Here is an 18,238-nt window from a genome sequence, read left to right on the forward strand (position 1 = left end):
TCCCGATGCCCGACGACACACCCATTCTTGCCCTGCCGCTGATCATGCCGTCGCAGGCGCAAAAACACGTCACCCATAACGAGGCGGTGATGCTGCTGGATGCGCTGGTGCATCTGGCCGTCACCAGCCGCACCCTTGGCACGCCGCCCGCCTCTCCGGCAGAGGCGGACCGCTATATCGTCGCCACCGGTGCCACCGGCGATTGGGCGGGGCAGGTGGGGCGCATTGCGCTGCGGCAAGACGGGGCATGGCGCTTCGTTATACCGAACCCCGGTTTTCGTGCCTGGATCGTGGCCGAGAATACCGCCGCCACCTGGACCGGCACGGCCTGGGTTTCGCAGGCCGAACAGGCGTTGAGCGTGACCCAGCTTGGCGTGTCCGCCACGCCCGATGCCACCAACCGGCTGGCGGTCTCATCGCCTGCAACGCTGCTGAGCCATGCAGGCGCGGGCCATCAGGTCAAGGTGAACAAGAACGCCGCCGCGGATACCGCCAGCCTGCTGTATCAGACCGGCTTTTCGGGGCGCGCCGAAATGGGGCTGGCGGGCAGCGACGACTTTACTGTCAAGGTTTCGGCAGATGGCTCTGCCTGGTTCGATGCTGTTGTGGCTGACCGCACCTCGGGCAGGGTGCGGTTGCCGGGGGGGGCGCGGCTGCCGAACGGGACGGCAGCCGCGCCCAGCATTGGCTTTGACGCCTCGCCCACAACGGGGGCTTATCGCGCGGCGGCCGACCAGATCGGCCTTGCCACCGCAGGGGTGGCGCGGGTTCTGCTGGGCACCGCCGCCTGCCAGATCGACCTGCCGCTGACGGGGACGGCGGTGGTTTCCAGTGCGACCGATGCCACGGCGGGCCGTGTGCTCAAGGTTGGGGCGGGCTGGCAGCAACTGGACGCCACGCTGTACCGCCCCGGCAACATCCTTGGCACCGTTAGCCAGACCGCTGGCGTACCCACCGGCGCGGTTATCCAGCGCGGCACCGGCGCGAATGGAGAGTTCGTGCGCTATGCCGATGGCACCCAGATCTGCACCCATGCGCTGGCCGGTTCGACAACGGCGGCGGTGACATGGACCTTTCCCGCCGCCTTTATCGCCGTGCCCAGCGTCACGGGCACCGCGCAGGCGGTTGTGCTGTCCTGCGTCATGCTGGATGCGGTGCCCACCGTCACCGCCGCCACCCTCAGCACCCGCGACAAGGCCGATGCCCGCCGCGCCGATACCATGCGGCTGCTGGCGGTGGGTCGCTGGTTCTGATGCGCACAATTTCGTGAAAATCTGGCGCAGATGCCGTGGTTTTGCCGTGGGGTCTGCGCGATTTGCTAACCCTTCGCAGGCAGGCTGGTGGCCGGATCATCCCGGACCCCGGCCATGCAGTTACAAACCATCACCACCTATGGGGCGGACACGCTGGGCACGGCGTTTGTGGCCGATGGCTTGGGCGTGGTGCAGACCGGCGGCTATCTGCGGCTGATCTTCGCCAGCCGAACCGACAGCCGGCCCGGCCAACTGACGCTGACACAGGCCGCCAGCAGCGGATCAGACCTGCAACCCGGCAGCGACATTGCGGTGCAGGATGCCAATGGCACCGCGCGGCTATACCTGTTCACCACCATGGGTGACATGCTGCGCACCACCACGCTGAACGGGAATGGCAAACTCTCTGGCAGCCCCGGCGCTACCACCACCGAGGGCACCCTGATCGGCGTGATCGCGATGGAGGTGATCGAGCGGGCCGGGGGCGACCTTGCGGTTCTGTCGCAAAAGGGTATCGCCGGGTTGCGCATGTTCGGCCTGTCGGACGGCGGGGCGCTGACGCTGATCGGCTCGGTTCAGGATGAGGTGAAATCACACGTCGATACCGTCAGCGATATGGTGAAGCTGACCGTCGGCGCCAGCGATTTCCTGCTGGCCCTGTCACCCACCGAAAACGGCGTGACGGTCTATCATGTCGGCGCGACCGGGTTGGAGCTGAACGACGCCATGGGGCCGTATGATGGTCTGGCAATCAACGGTCCGGTGGCGGCCGAGGTGGTGCAGGTCGGCGGCCAGACCTTTGCCATCGTCGCCTCGACCGGGTCATCCTCGCTGACGGCGCTGCGGATCAACCCTTTAGGCGTGCTGTTCCAGACCGATCATCTGGTCGATGACCGCGACACGCGCTTTGCCCATGTCGCGGCGCTGGACCAGTTCAGCGCGCAGGGCCGGGTGTTCATCGTGGCCGGTGGCACCGATGCCGGGCTGTCGGTGATCGAGGTGCTGCCGGGGGGCGAGCTGTCCAAGGTGCTGAATGTGCCGTTGGAGACGGGGCCGGGGCTGGCGGCTGTGACGGGCATCAGCGTGGCGGTCTATCAGGGCATGGCCAACATCTTCGCCACCGATGCACGCGGCGACCGCATCCTGCACTATGGCATCGACCTTTCGACACTTGGCCCGCTGATACAGGGCGCAGGAACCTTGACCGGCACCAGTGCCGACGACCGGCTGATTGGCAGCGCCGGGGCCGATACGCTGTTTGGCGGCGCGGGTGATGACTTTCTGCATGATGGCGCGGGCAGCGATCACATCACCGGCGGGGCGGGGGCAGATACCTTTGTGATGGCCAGTGACGGGCAGGTCGATTACATTCACGACTTTCAACAAGGCCTTGATCACATTGACCTATCTGATTGGGGCCGGATTTATTCTGCCGCGTCGCTGACCATCACCGCAACCGCCACAGGGGCCGTTATCAGCTATGGAGAGGAGCGGTTGGAGATTGCCTCTTCCTCCGGTCTTGCCCTGAGCCTGACGGATGCCGATTTTCTGTTTTAGGTGGCGGGGCGATAGTCTGTTGCCATGTTGTACATTCGTGCAGCATCGCGTGGCGGCAGATCGGCAATCAGCAGCGCCGCACCCGGCCCGGCCTTGGCCAGAATCTCACCATGCGGGCCGGTGATAACCGACCCGCCCGCATAGGTCAGATCACCCTCAACCCCGCAGTAATTGGCATAGACGATGCCCACGGCATTGTTGGCAGCCATGGCGGGCACCGTCGCCTCGGCCACATGGGTATAGGGCATCATGTTCGCCGTCGGCACCAGCACCGCATCCGCCCCGCGCGCGGCAAGGGCCGCGACATGGGGACCAAACTCCACATCATAGCAAATCAGCAGGCCCATCACCCGCCCTTTCAGCGCAAAGGTGGCATAGCGGTCGCCGGGCGCGTAAATCGCCTTTTCGCGGGGGCCATAAAGCTGGATCTTGCGGTAATGCGCCAGCTCTGCCCCATCCGGGCCAAAGGCCACGGCAGAGTTGAACACCCGGTCCCCGTCACGTTCGCCGTAGCCAAGAACCAAAGCGCACCCCGCCTGCCGCGCCAGATCGGCCAGCGCCTGATGCCAGTCACCGCCGCGCGGCTGCGCCAGCCGGGCGATATTACCCGAATTATAGCCGGGCAGAAAACTTTCCGGCCCGACCAGCACTTCGGCCCCCGCTGCCGCCGCTCCGGCAAGGGCACGGCCCAACCCGGCCAAACCGCCTGCCACATCCTCGGCGGGCGAAGGCGCCTGCCACAAAGCCAAACGCATCATCATACCCCCAGCCGGTCGCGCATCGAATACCACGTCATCGCCATCGCCAACAGCGGCCAGCGGAACGCCACCCCACCGGGAAAGCGTGGCTGCGGCAGGCTGGCCATCAGGTCGAACCGCTCGGCGGTACCTGCCGCAGCCTCTGCCATCACCTTGCCCGCCAGCGTGGCCATCGCCACCCCATGCCCCGAATAGCCCGAGGTGGACAGCACATTCAGCCCGGCCCGTGTGAAACAGGGCATCCGGTTCACCGTAATCGCCAGTGTGCCACCCCAGGCATAGTCGATGCGGGCCTCGGCCAGTTGCGGATAAACCTCCAGCATCGGTTTGCGAACGGTCTTGATGATGTCGGGGAACTTGTAGCCATAGCTTTCGCCGCCCCCGAACAGCAGGCGGTTATCTTCGGACAACCGCCAGTAATTCACCACGAACTTCGTGTCGCAAACTGCGATGGGCTTTGACAAAACCGCCGCCGCCCTGTCGCCCAAAGGCTCGGTTGCGATGATGAAATTGTTGATCGGCATCACCCGCGCCGCCACCGGGCGCGACAGGTTGCCAAGATAGCCATTGCCCGCCAGCAGCACCTGTTTGGCCAAGACCCGGCCATGGCCGCTGCGCACGATGGGGGTGGCACCGGGCACAACTTCATGCACTTCGGACCGCTCGTAAATCCGCGCGCCCACCGCCGTTGCGGCCTGCGCCAACCCGATGGCATAGTTCAGCGGATGCACATGACCAGCGCCCCAATCCACCTCGCCACCCTGATAGGCGGGCGAGCCGACGACGGCGCGAAAACCATCACGGTCCAGTTGTTCCAACTGGGTATAGCCATAATCGCGCGCCAGCTTTTCGGCGTAATGGCGGGTATGCGTCACCTCGCCGGTGGTCCAGCAGGCATGGCCCACGCCGGGGTGCCATTTTACCGGCATGGCGTGGCTGTCGATCAGGCCGCGCACCAGCGCCTTGGCCTCTTCGGCCATATCCCACAGGCGATGGGCGTTTTCCTTGCCCGCCGCCTTTTCCAGCCAGACCTGATCTTGCCGCTGGCCCGACCCGACCTGCCCACCGTTGCGGCCAGAGGCACCAAAGCCAACGCGATGCGCCTCGACCACCACCACATCGTAGCCGCGCTGTGCCAGATGCAGGGCCGCCGACAGGCCGGTATAGCCCGCGCCGACAATGCAGACATCCGCTCTCACCTCTCCGCGCAGCTCGGGGAAGGGGGGCAGGTCGGTGCGGGTGGCGGCGTAGTAGGACGGGGGGTATTTCCCCGTCCGATCATTTGCGTGAAGCAGGTTCATGGCTTACACGTTCAACAGCAGGTGTTCGCGTTCCCAAGGGGAAATAACTTGCAGGAACTCTTTGTATTCGTTGCGCTTTACCGAGTTGTAAACAGCCACGAAGCCCGGCCCCATCACCTCTTTCAGTGCCGTATCCTCATCAAGCAGGTCCAGCGCATCGCCCATGTTCACAGGGATTTCGTCGCTGTCGATATAGGCAGAGCCGATGAATTCCGGGCGCGCGGCCTTTTTCTCCATCAGCCCCAGATAGCCGCAGGCCAATGTGGCGGCGATGCCGAGATAGGGGTTGCAATCCATCCCCGGCAGGCGGTTTTCGATCCGCCGGCCAGAGGGCGAGGAAATCGGCACTCGCAGACCCGTGGTGCGGTTGTCGCGGCCCCATTCCAGATTGATCGGGGCGGCAAAGTCGGGGACATAGCGGCGGTAGCTGTTCACATAGGGCGCGATCAGGGCGATCGCCGCCGACATATGGTTCTGCATCCCGGCGATAAAGTGGTTGAAGGCTTCGGTCTCGACCCCCTTCAGCCCGGCAAAGATGTTCCTGCCGGTTTTGCTGTCCACGACCGAGGTGTGGATGTGCATCGCGCTGCCGGGTTCGCCCGCAATCGGCTTGGCCATGAAGGTGGCGAAACAATCGTGGCGCAAAGCTGCCTCACGGATCAGGCGCTTGAAGAAAAACACATCATCGGCCAGCCGAACCGGGTCACCATGGGCCAGGTTCAGCTCAATCTGGCCTGCGCCGCCCTCTTGCAGGATGCCGTCGATTTCCAGCCCCTGCGCCTCGGCGAAATCATAGATATCGTCGATCACCTTGCCGTATTCATCGACCGCCGACAGGCTATAGGCCTGTTTGCCCGCCGCCCGGCGGCCCGACCGACCCATGGGGGGAATGACCGGCTGATTGGGGTCGATGTTGCGGGCGGTCAGGAAAAACTCCATCTCGGGCGCAACCACCGGGGTCCAGCCTTGTGCGGCGTAAAGATCAACGATCCGGCGCAGCACGTTGCGGGGCGAAAAGGGCACCAGATTGCCCTCTTGGTCCTTGGCGTCATGGATGACCTGCAAGGTGACATCCGCCGTCCAGGGCGCGGCGGTGGCCGTCGTCCAGTCGGGTTCAAGGATCATGTCGGGTTCGGTAAAGGCATCAAACGGGTTGTCGGCCCATTCGCCGGTGATGGTCTGCAAAAAAATCGAATTGGGCAGGAAGTAATTGGTCTGCTTGGCGAATTTCGCGGCAGGCATCGCCTTGCCCCGCGCCACCCCGGCGATGTCGCCGATCACGCATTCCACTTCATCCACACGGCGGTTGCCGATGTAGTCCTTTGCCGCCTCTGGCAGCTTGTCGGTCCATTTGGACATATGTCACACTGTGTTTTTGGGGTTTTGCCCCGCGCATCAGGCGCGGGGTTCCTTGAAAAAGGCGGCGATACGGCCCGCCATGGTCTTGTCCTGCAAGGGGTCGGCCAGCCGGGTTGCGGCGGCCGCCATCACCTCGTCGGGGACCAGACCTTTGCCCCGGGTCTTCATCAGACCATCGACGAATTCGGGGCGGAATTCGGGATGGGCCTGCACCGTCAGCGCGCGGTCATCGTACAAAAGTGCCGCATTGGCGCAGAAGTCGTTGCTGGCAATCACCTTGGCCCCGGCAGGCACCTGAACCACCTGATCGCGGTGCCAGGCGTTCAGCGTTACCTTTTCGCCGGCAAAATCATAATCGGTCGCCCCCACCGCCCAACCGCTGGCATATCGCTCCACCTTGCCACCCATGGCTTGCGCCACGATCTGATGGCCAAAGCAGATTCCCACCACCGGCACATGCGCGGCAAAGGCATCGCGGATGAACTGTTCCAGCGGGGGAATGAAGGCGTGATCTTCGTAAACCCCGTGGCGCGACCCGGTGATCAGCCAGCCTTCGCAATCTGCCACGCCCTTCGGAAACTCTCCCTCCACCACTTTGTAGGTGCGGAAGGAAAAACCGTGGCCATCCAGCAGACGCGCGAACATGTCGGGGTAATCCCCCAGTTCGGGCGACAGGGCGTCGGGCGCAAGACCCGTTTGCAAGATGCCGATCAGCATGGAAGATCCACGAGGTTTGGGTGGTCAAGCCTAACCCGCCGCCCCCCGGGTCCGTCAAGGGGGGAACGTCGGAAATTTGATCAAATCAGAGCTCCCGGCCCTTAGCGACCCCGGACCCGCGGGTCCAGCGCATCGCGCAACCCGTCGCCGATATAGTTCACCGCCAGCACGGTCAGCGAAATGGCCACACCGGGCCAGATGATGCGCTGCGGATAGGTGCGAATGGAATCGATGCCATCAAACAACAACCGCCCCCAGGTTGGAAAATCGGGCGGAAAGCCCAGGCCCAGGAAGGACAGCACTGATTCCGTGATGATCGCGGCTGCAATCCCCAAGGTTGCCGCCACCAGCACCGGCGACAGCACATTGGTCAGGATATGGCGCAGGATGATGCGGCTTGCGGGCGTGCCGATCGATTTCGCGGCCAGCACGAATTCCCGTTCCTTCAGCGCCAGCACCTCGCCGCGCACCACGCGGGCGGCCTGCATCCAGCTTGTCACGCCAATCGCGGTCACAATCAGGATGAAGGTGCCAAGACGCGGCCCCAGCACGCCCGCAATCGCATCGCGGAACAAAAACATCATCACCAGCAGGAGCGGCAAGAGGGGCAGGGCCAGAAACAGGTCGGTCAGCCGCATCAGCCAGCTATCCAAACGCCGGAAATAGCCCGCCAACACCCCGATGGTGGTGCCGATGAACAGGGCGACCATCATCGCCACCGCGCCCACCGCCAGTGAAATGCGGCCCCCGAACATCATCCGCGCCAGCATGTCGCGGCCCAACTGATCGGTGCCCAAAGGGTGTGCCCAGCTTGGCCCAAGGTTGCGCAGCTTGAACATCTTCGCCGTATTCGGCTCGATGAAATTGGGGTCGATCCGCCAGACCAGCGGCCCGATCAGCACAAAGGTCATCAGCACGACCAAAAGCACCAGCGCGGCCATCGCGCCCTTGTGGTGGCGGAACTGCGCCCAGACATCGGCCCACTGGCTGCGCGGCCGTTGAAGTTTCAGCTCAGTCATAGCGGATCCGGGGGTCTAGGATGCCATAGAGGATATCGGCGATCAGGTTGAACAGCACGATCAGCACGGCAAAAATGAAGGTGATGGTCTGGATCAAGGGCAGGTCGCTGACATGGATAGCCCCGATCAGGGCCGCGCCGATGCCGTTGATCTTGAAGATGTTTTCAGTCACGATTGCCCCTCCGAACACGGTGGGCATCCCCAGCGCGATCACGGTGACCACCGGGATCAGGCTGTTGCGCAGAACATGCTTCAGCAACACGGTCGCCTCGCCCATGCCCTTGGCGCGTGCGGTTCGCACATAATCCTGGTTCAGGTTTTCAAGCACCGAAGACCTTGTATAGCGGCTGATCTCGGCTGCGTTGAACAGGGCCAGTACAGTCACGGGCAGGGCCATTTGCATGATCATCTTGTAGAAACTGGCCCAGTCGGTCACGCGCAACTGCGTGTCATAGATCGTCGGAAACCAGCCCAGTTTCACCGCGAAAATCATGATCAGCACGTTGCCGGTGAAAAACGTCGGCACCGAGAACCCGGCCATGGCGAAAAAGGTGCCCGCCTGATCGAACCAGCTATACTGGCGAAAGGCCGAATAGATGCCGATGGGCAGCGCGATCAGAATGCCGATGAAATAGGCGGTGCCGACCACGGTCAGCGTTTGGGGCAAACGCTCGCCGATGATCTGGAAGGCCGGGGCTTTGGATTGCCACGAGATAATCCTCTGCGCGCCCTGCGCGAAATCGGTGCCGAACCAATAGTCGATCAGATATTGCGGCTCTATCCAGAAAAACTGTTTCAGCCACAGCACATAGCGCACCATCACCGGCTGATCGGCGCCCATGGCGGCCATCATCTTCTGGCGAACTTCGGGCGGAACGGTCAACGGAATTTCCGACAGCGGGCTGCCGGGCGCCAGATCGACCAGCAGGAAAATCACCAGCGAAATCAGCAAAAGTGTCGGGATCGCGGTCAGCAATCGCCGGAGCGTGTAGGTCAGCATATGCCTGCCTGTCGCGGATAGGGCCAAGGAAATGGCGCGGCGGAATCTCCGCCGCGCCGGTGTCAGATCACTTCACGCGATACCAATCCTGCGCATTCCACAGTTCGGCATCCCAAGAGTTCATCACGAACCCACCCAGCGCGTTCGACTGCGCCGAGAAACGGCCACGGTCGGCCAGCGGGATGATGACGTTGCTGTCCTTGGTCAGCGCGTCGTTCATCTTTTTCACCAAAGCGCCGCGCGCCTCGATACCGTTGGTGGTGGACAGTTCCTTGGCCATGGCGTCATAGGCCGGGTCGCAGAAGCGGTTCACGTTTTCACCCTGCCACTGGTTGTCGGGGCCGGGGATCTTGTCGCACAGATACTGGGCCATATAGGGCTCGGCATCGGTGCCGTCGAAGTTGTTGGCGTACATTTCAACATCGGCATAGAACTTTTGGAAGGTGTCGGGGCTGGCCGCGTCACCGCCAAAGAACACGCCGGGGTCGATCGATTTCAACTCAACTTCGACGCCGATCTCATTCCACCAGCCTTTGACCAGCGCCTGAAAGTCCTGACGCACGGGGTTGACGGTGGTCTGATAGACGATGGTCAGCTTTTTGCCGTCCTTGTCTACAATGCCGTCGCCGTCGCTGTCGGTCCAGCCTGCTTCGGCCAGCAGCTTCTTGGCGCCTTCAATGTCCTGCGTCAGGCAGCCGGTGTTGTCAGACGCCTGATAGGCCGGTGCGGGCACCAGGTTGCAGGTCGGACGCGCCGCCCCGCCATAGCCCACATCAACCAGCGCCTGACGGTCAATTGCCATCGACAGCGCGGCACGCACCTTGGGTTCAGAGAGGATCGGGTGCGGATGCTTGATCGTCGAACGCTCGCCTTCGGCCAAATCGGCCGAGGGGTCGGTCATGTTGATCTCGATCCGTTCAACCAGCGTGCCAAAGGCGTTAACGAACTTGCCCTTACCGCCAGCTTCCATCTGGGTCTGCTGCTCGGGGTTGATCTGGGTGTTCCAGGCATAGTCGAACTCGCCGGTTTCCATCACGGCAGAGGCCGCGGCCAGCGCATCGCCGCCGCCCTTCAGCGTGACGGTGGCAAAGGCGGGCTTGGCCGGATCCCGATAGTTGGGGTTGGCGGCCATGGTCACCACGTCGTTCACCTTGAAATCCGTTACCATGAACGGGCCGGTGCCGATGGGCTTGGAATTCTGCTCGGTGCAGGTCGAGGCAGCGGCGCCAAGGCAATTGGCGAATTGCGCCTTTTGCAGGATCGGCGCGGTGCCGCCGGTGAAGGGCTGATAGGGATAGGGTTTTGGCCCCTCGAAATTGACCACCACGGTCAGGTCATCGGGGGTATCGACCGACTTCACGCCTTCGTATTTCGCGCCCTGGGCGCAACCGCCGCCGTCGGCGGTGCAATATTCCCAGGTGAACTTGACATCAGCCGAGGTCAGAGGCGTGCCGTCCGACCACAGAAGGCCCGGCTTCAACTTCCAGGTGATCGAGGTCAGGTCAGCCGCAACGCCGCCGTTTTCCACGGTCGGGATGCTTTCCACCAGACGGGGGAACAGGTTGCCGTCCTGGTCAAAGCCGGCCAGTGGCTCCAGCACCAGCGAACCGGCCTCAACGTCTTTCGTGCCCGAGGACAGATAGGCGTTCAGCGTGGAAACAGCCTGATAATACAAGATCTTTACATCGCCGTCGCTGCCGCGTTCGGCATGGGCCGCAGGCGCCAGTACAAAGGCCGCCGCCGCACCCAGAAGGGCGGATTTAAGTTTCATTGTGATACTCCCTGTTGATTATCGCTGATAGGTGCCTGTGTGCCGGTTGGTCCGGCATTGCTGTTGGTATAAAGATGGCAGGCCACGAACCGACCGGGTTCAACCTGAACCAGATCGGGCTTCACTTGCCGGCACAGGTCAAAGACCTTTGGGCACCGGGTACAGAAATTGCAGCCCTTGGGCGGGTTGGCGGGCGAGGGCACATCGCCCTTCAGGATGATGCGCTGACGCCGGGCGCGGTTGGGGTCGGGTTCGTTGACAGCCGACAACAAAGCCTCGGCATAGGGGTGCAGCGGGCGGGCATAAAGCGCATCGCGGGGTGACAGCTCGGCAATGCGGCCCAGATACATCACCGCCACCCGGTCGGCGATATGGCGCACCATCGACAGATCATGGCTGATGAACAGATAGGTCAGGCCAAGGCGGTTCTGCAGGTCTTCCAGCAGGTTGACCACCTGTGCCTGAATCGACACATCCAGTGCTGCAATCGGTTCGTCGCAGACGATGAATTTCGGGTTCAGGGCCAGCGCGCGGGCAATGCCGATGCGCTGCCGCTGCCCGCCCGAAAAGGCATAGGGATAGCGGTTGGCAAAGCTGCGGTTCAGGCCGACCTGATCCATCAGCTCGTAAATCCGGCGCAGGCGGCCCTGTTCGTCCAGATTGGCATGTTCCTGCAACGGCTCGCCGATGATGTCGGCCACGGTCATGCGCGGGTTCAGGCTGGCTTGCGGGTCTTGAAACACCATCTGCATGGTGGGGCGCTTTTTGCGCAGCGCCTCGGGCGTCAGGGTGGCGACATCCTGCCCGTCAATCACCACCTTGCCTGCCGTCGGCTCATACAGCCGCAGCAGCGCCCGGCCCACGGTGGATTTGCCGCAGCCGGATTCGCCCACAAGGCCCAGAGTCTCGCCCGTGTTGATCGAAAAGCTGACGCCATCCACCGCCTTCACATCGCCGGTGTGGCGGCGCAGCAGGCCGGTGTGGATGGGGAAATACATCTTCAGATCGGTGACCTGAACCAGCGGCTGGGCGCCCGCGTCAAGCATCCTCACCCTCCGCCATCAGGTCGGGCGACCAGAAACAGGCCACGTCATGCCCGGTGCCAAGGGGCTTGCCATCCACCCCATGGCGGCCAGGGTTTTCATGGGCGCAGCGGTCCAGCGAATGGATGCAGCGGGCGCGGAAGGGGCAAGAGGCGGGCTCGGCGGTGAGCATCGGGGGCTGGCCCTCGATCACCTGCAACCGCGCCTCGCGTTCGCCGGAAATCGACGGGATCGTGCGCAACAGGGCGCGGGTATAGGGGTGCTGCGGGTTAGCAAACAGCTCTTTCACCGGGGCATGCTCGGCAACCTGCCCGCCATACATCACCATCACCCGGTCGGCGATGGCGGCAATCACGCCAAGGTCATGGGTGATCCAGATGATCGCCATGCCCAGCTTTTGCCGCAGCTCTTTCACCAGTTCCAGAATCTGCGCCTGAATCGTCACGTCCAGCGCGGTGGTCGGTTCATCCGCGATCAGCACATCGGGGTCGCAGGCAAGGGCAATGGCAATCATCACCCGCTGCCGCATGCCGCCCGAAAACTGGTGCGGATAGCTTTTCAGCCGCCGCCGCGCATCGGGAATGCCCACCAGCTCCAGCAGTTCAACCGCCCGATCTGCGGCCTGCGCCTTGGTCATGCCCATATGCTTGCGCAGGGGTTCCATGATCTGGTTGCCCACGGTGAACACCGGGTTCAGGCTGGTCATCGGGTCTTGAAAGACAAAGCCAACCTTGGCGCCGCGCACCGATTGCAGCTCTTTCGGAGAGATTTTCAAAAGGTCGCGCCCGCCCAGCAACACCTGCCCGCCACGCACATCGGCCGGGGGGCTGGGCAACAGCCCCAACAGCGACATCATGGTCACGGACTTGCCCGACCCGCTTTCGCCCACAACGCCCAAAACTTCACCGGGCCGCAGCGAGAAGCTGACCGAGTTCACGGCGTGAACTTCGCCCGCACGGGTATGGAATACGGTCTTCAGCCCCCGCACATCAAGCACGGGCGCGGCCAGATCGGCCATATGATACTCCCCAGAACTTTGTTTTTCTTGTTATTTTTGTCGTGCAGGCCGGGTTTTCCCGGTCCTGATCGGGCAAGTCTTCCCGATTTCGGATTATGTATCAATCCTGTTTTTGGGTGTCATTCTAGCGGGAAGTTTCGTCAATCTGCCGTGCGACACCGTCAATCTGCCAGAGGTTGACACGGATCGGGGCCATGGTCAGGGTTTGCCGCAAGATATGGGGTTAAACATGGAAAAACTGACGCAGCGTCAATTGCTGGACCGATTGGTCAGCTTTCCCACGGTCAGCCGGGGCACGAATCTGGACTTGGTGGATTGGCTGGAGGGCTATCTGACAGGCCATGGCATCACCTGTCATCGCCATTGGAACGAGGATCGCACCAAAGCTGCCCTTATGGCGCATGCCGGGCCGATGATTCCCGGCGCGGTTGTGCTGTCGGGCCATTCCGATGTGGTTCCGGTGGATGGGCAGGACTGGACGGGTGATCCCTGGACGGTGGTGGAACGGGACGGGCGGCTTTATGGCCGCGGCACCTGCGATATGAAGGGTTATGTCGCGCTGGCCGTCTGGGCGCTGGTTGAAGGGCAGGGTATGGGGCTGCGCCGCCCGCTGCAACTGGCGCTGAGCTATGATGAAGAACTGGGCTGCACCGGCGCGCCGCCGATGATCCAGACCCTGCGGCAGGTGCTGCCGGTGGGCGATGTGGCGCTGATCGGGGAACCCAGCCGCATGGGCCTGATCAATGGTCACAAGGGCGGCACCGGGTTTCATGTGCATGTAAAGGGGTATGAGGTTCATTCCTCACGCCTGCCATACGGTGTGTCGGCGGTGATGGAGGGGGCGCGGCTGATCCACTGGCTGAACACCCGCAACGCGGAAATTCAGGCGGCCACACCAACGGCGCAGGCGGCAATGTTCGATCCGCCCTTTACCACCCTGCATGTCGGCCAGATCAAGGGCGGCACGGCGAACAACATCACCGCCGCAGATTGCCATTTCTCCATCGAGATGCGGGTCGTCTCGGACGAGGCGCTGGAGGATCACGCGCAGTCGGTGCTGGATCAGGCGGCGCAGGTGGCGGCGGGGATGCAGGCCATCCACCCCGATACCGGCATCACCCTGACCCGTTTCTTCGGCGTGCCGGGGCTGAAACCCGAACCCGGAGGTGCTGCCGAGGCGCTGGTAAGGAAGCTGACCGGCCAGAACAGCGCCGGTGTGGTCAGTTACGGCACCGAGGCCGGGCAGTTCCAAGAGGCGGGCTATTCCGCCGTAGTGTGCGGGCCGGGCGACATCGCGCAGGCTCATCAGGCTGACGAATATCTGGAGGTTTCCGAATTCGAGGCCGGGCAGCGGTTTATGGAAGCACTGCTAAAGGAATTGGCATGACCTTCCCGATCTCCGAAGCCTCTCCCATCCGATTTCCCGGCCCGCCGCCCGCGCAAACCGAGGTGGTGGTGATCGGCGGCGGCGTCATTGGCGTGATGACGGCGTGGTATCTGGCGGAACAGGGCATCAAGGTTGTCTTGTGCGAAAAGGGCCGGGTGGCGGGCGAACAATCCAGCCGCAACTGGGGCTGGATACGCCAGCAGGGCCGCGATCTGGCCGAACTGCCGATCATGATGGAATCCTTGCGCCTGTGGCGGGGCCTGTCCCAGCAGATGGGAGAGGGACTGGGCTTTCGTCAGGAGGGCGTGACCTACATGGCGCGCACCGCCAAGGAGATGGCCGAGCATGAAGCCTGGTTCGCGCAGGCCCGTGCCTTTGGCGTCGATACCCGGATGCTGGGTCGTGCCGAAACCGCAGACCTGATTCCCGGCGGGGCAGAGCCTTGGCTGGGCGCGATGGTCACCCCATCGGACGCGCGGGCCGAGCCGTGGCAGGCGGTGCCACTGTTGGCGACGGGCGCTGTGGCGAAGGGAGCTGTCATCGTAGAAAACTGCGCGGTCCGCGCGCTGGATGTCGCGGGTGGCAAGGTAGCGGGGGTAGTGACTGAGGCGGGCCGGATTGCCTGCGAACAGGTGGTGGTGGCCGGGGGCGCGTGGTCATCGCTGTTCCTGCGGGCGCATGGGGTCAGCATTCCGCAGCTTTCCGTCCTCGCCTCGGTCGCGCGCACCGTGCCGATGCCGCAGGTTTATGCGGGCAACGCGGCGGATGACCGCTTTGCCTTTCGCCGCCGCCTGGATGGCGGCTACACCATCGCGCCGGGTGGCGCGCATGACTTTTACATCGGGCCGGATGCGTTCCGGCATTTCTTCCTGTATCTGCCGCTGCTGCGGCAGGATTTCCGCCAGACCCGCTTTCTGCCCGTCGCCCCGGCGCATACGCCTGCCTCCTGGCGCCTGCCGCGCCGCTGGGCGCCTGATCGGGTCAGCCCGTTCGAACGTATCCGCGTGCTGAACCCCAAACCCAACATGAAGGCGCTGGGGCGGGTACAAGACGATTTCGCCGCCGCCCTGCCTGCGCTGGGCCGCCCGGTCATCGCCAATGCTTGGGGGGGGATGATCGACACCATGCCCGATGTGGTGCCGGTGATCGACCGTGCGCCGAACGTGCCGGGGCTGGTGATCGCCACCGGCATGTGCGGCCACGGCTTTGGCATCGGGCCCGGCATGGGGCGGGTGGTGGCCGATCTGGTGGCCGGGCGGCCGGTTGGCCATGATCTGTCGCGGTTTCGCCTGTCGCGGTTCACCGATGGGTCAAAGCTGAAGGTCGGTACGGGGTTGTAAGCGGCGGGGGATTGAAGAGGCGGGGGGCTAGCCCCCCGTACCCCCCAGAGTATTTCTGCCAAGAGGAAGGGGGGAAGGGTTTACTTCCCTGTCTTCCCCTCCTATTCCCGCCGCCTTTCCGGGCGAAGGGGCGGACCATGCAGGCCTGTGGCATCGACTTTGGCACCTCCAATTCCACCGTCGGGCTGGCCGATGGCAACGGCGCGCGGCTGATCGCGCTGGAGGGCGGGTCGCCCACGCTGCCCTCTGCCGTGTTCTGGCAGACCGAGGGCGCGCCGCCCCTGTTCGGCCGTGCGGCGGTGGCGGCCTATCTGGAGGGCGAAGAGGGCCGATTGATGCGCGGTCTGAAATCCACGCTGGGATCGGGCCTGATCAACGACAAGACCGCCGTGGGGGGCCGGGCGGTGTCGTTCAAGGACGTGCTGTCGCGGTTTATCGGCCATTTGCGGGCGGCGCAGCAGGCCGAGGTGTCGCTGGACCGGGTGGTTTTGGGCCGCCCGGTGCATTTCGTCGATGACGATGCTGCCGCCGATGCCGCCGCTGAGGCAACCTTGGCCGAAATTGCCCGCGCCTGCGGTTGGCGCGAGGTGGCGTTTCAATACGAACCCATCGCCGCCGCGCTGCATTATGAAACCACGGCACAGACCGAGGAGCTGGTGTTGATCGTCGACATCGGCGGCGGCACATCCGACGTGTCGGTCGTGCGGGTGGGGCCGGGGCGTGCAGGTCTGCCCGACCGGGCGGGCGACATTCTGGCCAATGACGGCATCCGCGTTGGCGGCACCGATTTTGACCGACTGCTGAGCCTGGTCGAGGTGATGCCGCATCTGGGATATCTTGCCCCTACCAAGGGCGGCGGCACCATGCCGCGCCACTACTATCTGGACCTTGCCACCTGGCACCGGATCAACGCCCTTTACACCGCGCGCACCGCCAGCGACCTCAAGGCGCTGCGCGCGGTGGCGGACAGGCCCGAACTGATCGACCGGATGATCCGCGTGGTCGATGGCCGCCATGGCCATGCGCTGGCCATGCGGGTGGAGGAGGCCAAGATCACCCTGTCAGACGCCGAAGCCGCGCGGCTGGCGCTGTCTGGCCTGACCGGGGGGCCGAACCCGATGGTCCGCCGTGAAGGGTTCGAGGCGGCGGTTGAGGCGCCGCTGGACCGGATTCGCGCCCTGCTGGGCCGCGTGCTGGGTCAGGCCGGGGTGACGGCGGACCAGATCGGCACGGCCTTTCTGACCGGCGGGTCCAGCCAGTTGCCGGTGCTGCGCGCCACGGTGCAGGCTGTGCTGCCGGGGGTGACCATGGCGACGGGGGATATGCTGGGCTCGGTCGGCACCGGGCTTGCGCTGGATGCGTGGCGGCGGTTCGGCTAGGGCCGCGCGTCGGGGGCCACGTCTGGGCTGCGTCGGGGGCAGGTTTGGGGGGGCTTGCAGGCGGCGGCCTTTCGGATCAGGCTTTGATCAAAAGGAGTCTCCCCATGCCCGTCAAGAACCGCTTTGCTGAACTCTTGCCCGAAATCACCGCCTGGCGCCGCGATTTCCATGAACACCCCGAACTGCTGTTTGATGTGCATCGCACCGCCGGAAAGGTCGCCGACCTCTGCCGCAGCTTTGGCTGTGATGAGGTGGTCGAAGGCATTGGCCGCACGGGTGTGGTGGCGGTGATCAGGGGCAAGACTGATACGGCGGGCAAGGTCGTTGGCCTGCGCGCCGATATGGATGCGCTGCCGATCATCGAACAGACCGGCGTCGCCTATGCCTCGAAAACCCCGGGCAAGATGCACGCCTGCGGCCATGACGGGCATACCGCCATGCTGCTGGGGGCCGCGAAATATCTGGCCGAGACGCGGAATTTCGACGGCACGGTGGTGTGCATCTTCCAGCCCGCAGAAGAGGGTGGCGGTGGCGGCAAGGAGATGGTGCAAGATGGCATGATGGACCGCTGGAATATCCAGGAGGTTTACGGGATGCACAACATGCCCGGCATCCCGCTTGGCCATTTCGCTATCCGCCCCGGCGCGATCATGGCGGCGGCGGACCAGTTCGAGATCGTGGTGACCGGCAAGGGTGGCCATGCCGCGAAACCGCATGAATGCGTCGATACCACCGTTGTGGCGGCCCATATCATCGTGGCCCTGCAAACCATCGCCAGCCGGAATGTGGACCCGCTGAAACAGGTGGTCGTGTCGGTCTGCACCGTGGCCACGGACAGCACCGCGCATAATGTCATCCCCCAGGTGGTCAAGATGAAAGGCACCTGCCGCACGATGGATTTCGGCGTGCAGGATTTTGTCGAACAGCGCATCGCCGAGATTGCGACCGGCACCGCCCTTGCTTTGGGCGCGCGCGCCGAAGTGCATTATTCGCGCGGCTATCCGGTCACGGTGAACACGCCGGAAAACACCGAACATGCGGTTCAGGTGGCGCAGGCCGTCTCGGGCCATGTCGATGCCGACACCCCCGCCCTGATGGGGGCCGAGGATTTCAGCTTCATGCTGCTGGAACGCCCCGGCGCCTATATCTTCCTTGGCAATGGCGATACGGCGATGGTGCATCACCCCGCCTATAACTTTGACGACAACGCCATCCCGTTCGGGTCAAGCTGGTATGCCGGCATGGCCGAGGCGCGCATGCCTGCGGCCTGAGCGGGCGGACACGTCGGTTTGCCTCCGGCGGGAGTATTTGAAGAAGGGCAATTGCAAGAGAGCCG

Annotated in this window: 15 protein-coding genes; 6 read left to right on the forward strand and 9 right to left on the reverse strand. The window is 63.8% G+C overall.

The features are described from left to right. Nucleotides 1–5: 5 nt before the first annotated feature. Both JI744_RS19055 and JI744_RS03770 read left to right on the forward strand, forming a co-directional pair. Nucleotides 6–1,253 (forward strand): DUF2793 domain-containing protein, encoded by a 1,248-nt coding sequence (locus JI744_RS19055; RefSeq protein WP_236019241.1) that lies wholly within the window; start codon nt 6–8, stop codon nt 1,251–1,253. Nucleotides 1,254–1,367: 114 nt separating this feature from the next. Continuing rightward, the gene (locus tag JI744_RS03770) at nt 1,368–2,810 is read left to right on the forward strand and encodes a calcium-binding protein (protein WP_202658369.1); all 1,443 of its coding nucleotides are present in this window, start codon (nt 1,368–1,370) and stop codon (nt 2,808–2,810) included. Here the strand turns inward: JI744_RS03770 and JI744_RS03775 are convergent. From JI744_RS03775 to JI744_RS03815, 9 genes are all read right to left on the reverse strand, one after another. After that, a complete protein-coding gene (locus JI744_RS03775; RefSeq protein ID WP_236019242.1) occupies nt 2,807–3,568 on the reverse strand; it encodes a nitrilase-related carbon-nitrogen hydrolase in 762 nt (253 codons plus the stop codon). The two genes, JI744_RS03770 and JI744_RS03775, sit on opposite strands and share 4 nt — an antisense overlap. Next, nucleotides 3,568–4,869 (reverse strand): NAD(P)/FAD-dependent oxidoreductase, encoded by a 1,302-nt coding sequence (locus JI744_RS03780; RefSeq protein WP_202658371.1) that lies wholly within the window; start codon nt 4,867–4,869, stop codon nt 3,568–3,570. The genes JI744_RS03775 and JI744_RS03780 overlap by 1 nt, the downstream gene beginning before the upstream one ends. Before the next feature lie 3 nt (nt 4,870–4,872). After that, the gene (locus JI744_RS03785) at nt 4,873–6,228 is read right to left on the reverse strand and encodes a glutamine synthetase family protein (RefSeq protein WP_202658372.1); all 1,356 of its coding nucleotides are present in this window, start codon (nt 6,226–6,228) and stop codon (nt 4,873–4,875) included. Between the two features lie 36 nt (nt 6,229–6,264). Continuing rightward, nucleotides 6,265–6,945, reverse strand: coding sequence for a type 1 glutamine amidotransferase (locus JI744_RS03790; protein WP_202658373.1), 681 nt, complete (start codon nt 6,943–6,945; stop codon nt 6,265–6,267). 101 nt (nt 6,946–7,046) lie between these two features. After that, nucleotides 7,047–7,964, reverse strand: coding sequence for an ABC transporter permease (locus JI744_RS03795; RefSeq protein ID WP_202658374.1), 918 nt, complete (start codon nt 7,962–7,964; stop codon nt 7,047–7,049). Next, entirely contained in the window at nt 7,957–8,964 is a 1,008-nt protein-coding gene (locus tag JI744_RS03800) for an ABC transporter permease (RefSeq protein ID WP_202658375.1), read from the reverse strand. Before JI744_RS03800 ends, JI744_RS03795 begins: the two co-directional genes overlap by 8 nt. A 67-nt stretch (nt 8,965–9,031) precedes the next feature. Beyond that, complete coding sequence (locus JI744_RS03805) at nt 9,032–10,735, reverse strand: peptide ABC transporter substrate-binding protein (RefSeq protein WP_202658376.1); 1,704 nt, start codon at nt 10,733–10,735, stop codon at nt 9,032–9,034. Then, nucleotides 10,732–11,781: an ABC transporter ATP-binding protein gene (locus tag JI744_RS03810; RefSeq protein ID WP_202658377.1), complete on the reverse strand. Its 1,050-nt coding sequence runs from the start codon at nt 11,779–11,781 to the stop codon at nt 10,732–10,734. Before JI744_RS03810 ends, JI744_RS03805 begins: the two co-directional genes overlap by 4 nt. Then, entirely contained in the window at nt 11,774–12,796 is a 1,023-nt protein-coding gene (locus JI744_RS03815; protein WP_202658378.1) for an ABC transporter ATP-binding protein, read from the reverse strand. The genes JI744_RS03810 and JI744_RS03815 overlap by 8 nt, the downstream gene beginning before the upstream one ends. Before the next feature lie 229 nt (nt 12,797–13,025). On the opposite strand from JI744_RS03815, the gene argE reads away from it, so the two are divergent. From argE to JI744_RS03835, 4 genes are all read left to right on the forward strand, one after another. Beyond that, complete coding sequence (argE, locus tag JI744_RS03820) at nt 13,026–14,183, forward strand: acetylornithine deacetylase (RefSeq protein ID WP_202658379.1); 1,158 nt, start codon at nt 13,026–13,028, stop codon at nt 14,181–14,183. Further along, a complete protein-coding gene (locus JI744_RS03825; protein WP_202658380.1) occupies nt 14,180–15,523 on the forward strand; it encodes an NAD(P)/FAD-dependent oxidoreductase in 1,344 nt (447 codons plus the stop codon). Before argE ends, JI744_RS03825 begins: the two co-directional genes overlap by 4 nt. Before the next feature lie 137 nt (nt 15,524–15,660). After that, on the forward strand, nt 15,661–16,902 hold the full coding sequence (locus tag JI744_RS03830; protein WP_202658381.1) for an Hsp70 family protein: 1,242 nt from the start codon (nt 15,661–15,663) through the stop codon (nt 16,900–16,902). Nucleotides 16,903–17,006: 104 nt separating this feature from the next. Then, nucleotides 17,007–18,173, forward strand: a complete 1,167-nt coding sequence (locus tag JI744_RS03835) for a M20 aminoacylase family protein (protein ID WP_202658382.1) — start codon at nt 17,007–17,009, stop codon at nt 18,171–18,173. Nucleotides 18,174–18,238 lie beyond the last annotated feature (65 nt).

Source organism: Fuscibacter oryzae (assembly GCF_016765795.1).
Classification (GTDB): Bacteria; Pseudomonadota; Alphaproteobacteria; order Rhodobacterales; family Rhodobacteraceae; genus Fuscibacter; species Fuscibacter oryzae.

Coding starts and splice junctions, on each gene's coding strand:
- JI744_RS19055 (WP_236019241.1), top strand. CDS start 6: ATGCCCGACGACACACCCATTCTTGCCCTGCCGCTGATCATGCCGTCG.
- JI744_RS03770 (WP_202658369.1), top strand. CDS start 1,368: ATGCAGTTACAAACCATCACCACCTATGGGGCGGACACGCTGGGCACG.
- JI744_RS03775 (WP_236019242.1), bottom strand. CDS start 3,568: ATGATGCGTTTGGCTTTGTGGCAGGCGCCTTCGCCCGCCGAGGATGTG.
- JI744_RS03780 (WP_202658371.1), bottom strand. CDS start 4,869: ATGAACCTGCTTCACGCAAATGATCGGACGGGGAAATACCCCCCGTCC.
- JI744_RS03785 (WP_202658372.1), bottom strand. CDS start 6,228: ATGTCCAAATGGACCGACAAGCTGCCAGAGGCGGCAAAGGACTACATC.
- JI744_RS03790 (WP_202658373.1), bottom strand. CDS start 6,945: ATGCTGATCGGCATCTTGCAAACGGGTCTTGCGCCCGACGCCCTGTCG.
- JI744_RS03795 (WP_202658374.1), bottom strand. CDS start 7,964: ATGACTGAGCTGAAACTTCAACGGCCGCGCAGCCAGTGGGCCGATGTC.
- JI744_RS03800 (WP_202658375.1), bottom strand. CDS start 8,964: ATGCTGACCTACACGCTCCGGCGATTGCTGACCGCGATCCCGACACTT.
- JI744_RS03805 (WP_202658376.1), bottom strand. CDS start 10,735: ATGAAACTTAAATCCGCCCTTCTGGGTGCGGCGGCGGCCTTTGTACTG.
- JI744_RS03810 (WP_202658377.1), bottom strand. CDS start 11,781: ATGCTTGACGCGGGCGCCCAGCCGCTGGTTCAGGTCACCGATCTGAAG.
- JI744_RS03815 (WP_202658378.1), bottom strand. CDS start 12,796: ATGGCCGATCTGGCCGCGCCCGTGCTTGATGTGCGGGGGCTGAAGACC.
- argE (WP_202658379.1), top strand. CDS start 13,026: ATGGAAAAACTGACGCAGCGTCAATTGCTGGACCGATTGGTCAGCTTT.
- JI744_RS03825 (WP_202658380.1), top strand. CDS start 14,180: ATGACCTTCCCGATCTCCGAAGCCTCTCCCATCCGATTTCCCGGCCCG.
- JI744_RS03830 (WP_202658381.1), top strand. CDS start 15,661: ATGCAGGCCTGTGGCATCGACTTTGGCACCTCCAATTCCACCGTCGGG.
- JI744_RS03835 (WP_202658382.1), top strand. CDS start 17,007: ATGCCCGTCAAGAACCGCTTTGCTGAACTCTTGCCCGAAATCACCGCC.